Annotated in this window: 4 protein-coding genes; 1 reads left to right on the forward strand and 3 read right to left on the reverse strand. The window is 37.2% G+C overall.

Annotated features, from left to right (window positions below; genetic code table 11):
• Positions 1-217: 217 nt before the first annotated feature.
• Positions 218-1,123, reverse strand: a complete 906-nt coding sequence (locus AB1414_18175) for a radical SAM protein (GenBank protein MEW6609342.1) — start codon at positions 1,121-1,123, stop codon at positions 218-220.
• 81 nt (positions 1,124-1,204) lie between these two features.
• Between AB1414_18175 and AB1414_18180 the strand changes: the two genes are divergently transcribed.
• Positions 1,205-1,396: a GxxExxY protein gene (locus AB1414_18180; GenBank protein MEW6609343.1), complete on the forward strand. Its 192-nt coding sequence runs from the start codon at positions 1,205-1,207 to the stop codon at positions 1,394-1,396.
• On the opposite strand, the gene AB1414_18185 is transcribed toward AB1414_18180, so the two are convergent.
• Together AB1414_18185 and AB1414_18190 are read right to left on the reverse strand one after the other, a co-directional pair.
• The gene (locus AB1414_18185) at positions 1,393-2,115 is read right to left on the reverse strand and encodes a tetratricopeptide repeat protein (GenBank protein MEW6609344.1); all 723 of its coding nucleotides are present in this window, start codon (positions 2,113-2,115) and stop codon (positions 1,393-1,395) included. The genes AB1414_18180 and AB1414_18185 overlap by 4 nt on opposite strands.
• Before the next feature lie 112 nt (positions 2,116-2,227).
• Positions 2,228-3,025 (reverse strand): zinc-binding dehydrogenase (locus AB1414_18190; protein ID MEW6609345.1); only part of this gene is annotated, 798 nt, incomplete at its 5' end.

Raw genomic sequence — 3,025 nt, forward strand, 5'->3', positions numbered from 1 at the left:
TGTTTGTGTCATAAGTTTGTCCTCCTTATTTTAGTTAGTTAATACTTTTTGTATAGTATACCATAAAATCTTTCGCAGGTCAAACTTGACACTTTATCATATCATCTCTGCGGTGAACGGTTACGAATTTTCAGTGTTTCATCTGTGTGCATCCGGGGCTGAATAGTTACTCCAAAAGCAATACTTAATTGGCTGAATGATGAACAGCAGATTACCTTCAGAAGCCTCGTGATAAGCCTGATTCTTTAGCTATTCTTATCGCCGACTGGTATTCCTGCCGTGTAATACTCCTTGAAAGCATTGGATAATCATAAGCTTGATACATCGGCCGATATTGTGCCATTATATTAACATAGGTATTTTTCGATATTTTGTTAGCAATAAATTCCATTATTTGTTGAGTGCCAGCCAGATTATAAGGCAGGACTAAATGTCGAACTAATAAGCCTCTGGTAGCAATACCTTCATCATTTATTTGCAAATCTCCTACCTGACGATACATCTCAAGTAATACCTTTTTTATTATCTCCGGGTAATCCTTTGCCTTTGAATATTTTTCTGAGACTTCTGAGTCTGCATATTTAGCATCCGGCATATAAATATCTACAATCCCATCTAATAATTTTATCGTTTCAATATTCTCATAACCACCACAATTATAGACAATAGGGATATTCAATCCTTTTGCAATTGCTATGGCTAATGCCTCTACCCAGAGAGGAACAAAATGGGTTGGTGTAACAAGATTAATATTATGACAGCCGAGTTTTTGTAAATAGAGCATCTGGTTGCCCAGCTCTTCTTTAGTTATCTCTTCCCCATATCCTAAATGACTAATATCATAATTCTGGCAAAAAATACACCCCAAATTACAATGGGTAAAGAATATGGTTCCAGAACCATATTTTCCTACTAATTCTGGTTCTTCACCAAAATGAGGATGAGTGCTTGAGACTTTTAAGGTAGCCGTAGATTTGCAAAATCCCAGTTTGCCCTGAACCCGATTAACCTTACATTCTCGTGGGCACAGGGTGCATTTCTGGAGTTTTTGAGTAAGTAAGTTAATCCTTTTTTGTAATTCGCCAGTTTCGTATAACTTGATATAAGAAGGTATAAAGGTCATTTAACACCTTGAATTATTTTAACTGTAACTATTCACCGCAGAGACGCAGAGGAACAGAGAAAAAAGGATTTAAATTAGATTGTGGATACCGGAGATCTTTTAGTTGAAGAAAAAGTTATCATAGAATTAAAAGCAGTCGAGCAACTACTTCCGATTCACGAAGCTCAACTTTTAACCTATCTAAAAATGATGAATAAAAGGATAAGTTTATTGATCAATTTTAATGTTTCTGTTCTAAGAGATGGAATTAAGCGTATAACCAATAGATTTTAATTCTTTCTCTGTGTTTCCGCGTCTCTGCGGTGAATAGTTACTTTTAACTTCTTATAATAAAACCTTGCCTCATTTGCCCAACTTGAAGAAGAAGATACCTTTCCGTAGGCTTCTTTAGCCTTCTTCAGGTCGCCTAATTCCTGATAACATCTACCTATACTTACCCACGCATAATTAATATTGAATTGTTCAGGATATTTCTGGATAATTTGTTGATAGGTTTTAACCGCATCCTCAAAATCCTTTTTTTCTTCATAAATTTGGGCTAATTCTTGCAAGGCAGAAGATGCCAGTAAGTGTTTTGGGTATTTTTTCAGGAATTCTTCAAACAGTTTTTTTGCCTGGTCATATTCCTCTAATTGGACTAAGCAGACAGCTTTGTAGAACATTGCCGGCCTGGTCCATTTACTCCATCCATATTTATCCATCACTTTCTGATATTCGTTGAGTGCCTGTCGATAGCTTTCTTTAAATAGCGGTGTGCATTTTTCATAGGTTGTTTGTGCTTTAGCAAATTGTTGTTCAGCGCCTTTTATTGCCCCGCCAAAAGTCCAGACTAATATAAACCCAACAACGAGTGTGCCTAAGGTTACAAAGGCATAAGTTTGTAATTTAGCTGGATTTTGACGCAAATACTCTATCAACCGTTTTATACCCATCGCTAATACATCTTCTTTGATGTCATGTCTTGTGATTTTTTTCTTTTTCTTTATCTTCATTGATTATCTCCTTTCTTAGTTCCATTTTTAATCTTCTTTTTGAGCCCCCTAATATTATACTTTTTGAACTATCACAATTTATTTAATCTGTTTATCCATCCCTTTTTCACCCCTATGTGCGAGATATTTTTTGTGGTTCAATAATAACCTTCATCGATTCTTTAGCTTCAGCGACCAGTTGAAAGCCAAATTGAATCTGGTCTAATGGCAATCTATGTGTAATCATCTCTTTTACCCGCACTCGACGGGTCCTGATTAGTTCAAGTGCAGTGAGATGGTCTCTTCTATTCCCGGCGTAGGAACTGGTAAGGGTAATTTCATTACGCCAGAAAATGTCTTTAAGAAATAAAGGCGTAGTAAATGGAGCAAAAAATAGTATAGTTCCACCCCGCTCAACTGATTGTAATGCCTGGGAAATAGCCTCAGTGGCACTGGTGCATATTATCACAATATCAGCCAATCGACCATTATTTACTTCTCTAACTCGTGTTGGGACATTTTCTTTAGCCGACACCGTAAAATTTGCTCCAAATCGTGTCGCTTGAGTGAGTCGATAGTCACTAATATCTGTGGCAATTATTATTCCTGCACCACAAGATTGTGCCAGATGGATATGCAATAATCCCGCCATCCCACTACCCATAATTAGAATACTATTGCCTGGTTGCATACCGGCTATTCTTTGTCCCCTTAAAACACATGCTAACGGCTCAATAAAGGTTGCCTCTTCAAAAGAGATTTCATCAGGTAATAAATATACTCCCCGGTCAACATTAATTGCTGGCAGATGGACATATTCGGCAAAACCACCAGGCTCAAAATGGGTTTTTCGTAATGTCTCGCAGACCGTATGATGTCCATGCAAACAGTAATGGCAGGTGTAACACGGTACATGATGGGAAGCAGAAAT

This window comes from bacterium (assembly GCA_040755795.1).
Taxonomy (GTDB): Bacteria; UBA9089; CG2-30-40-21; order CG2-30-40-21; family SBAY01; genus JBFLXS01.

What these genes read in the sequence shown, in the direction of transcription:
- AB1414_18175 (MEW6609342.1), bottom strand. Translation starts at nt 1,123, where the DNA reads ATGACCTTTATACCTTCTTATATCAAGTTATACGAAACTGGCGAATTA.
- AB1414_18185 (MEW6609344.1), bottom strand. Translation starts at nt 2,115, where the DNA reads ATGAAGATAAAGAAAAAGAAAAAAATCACAAGACATGACATCAAAGAA.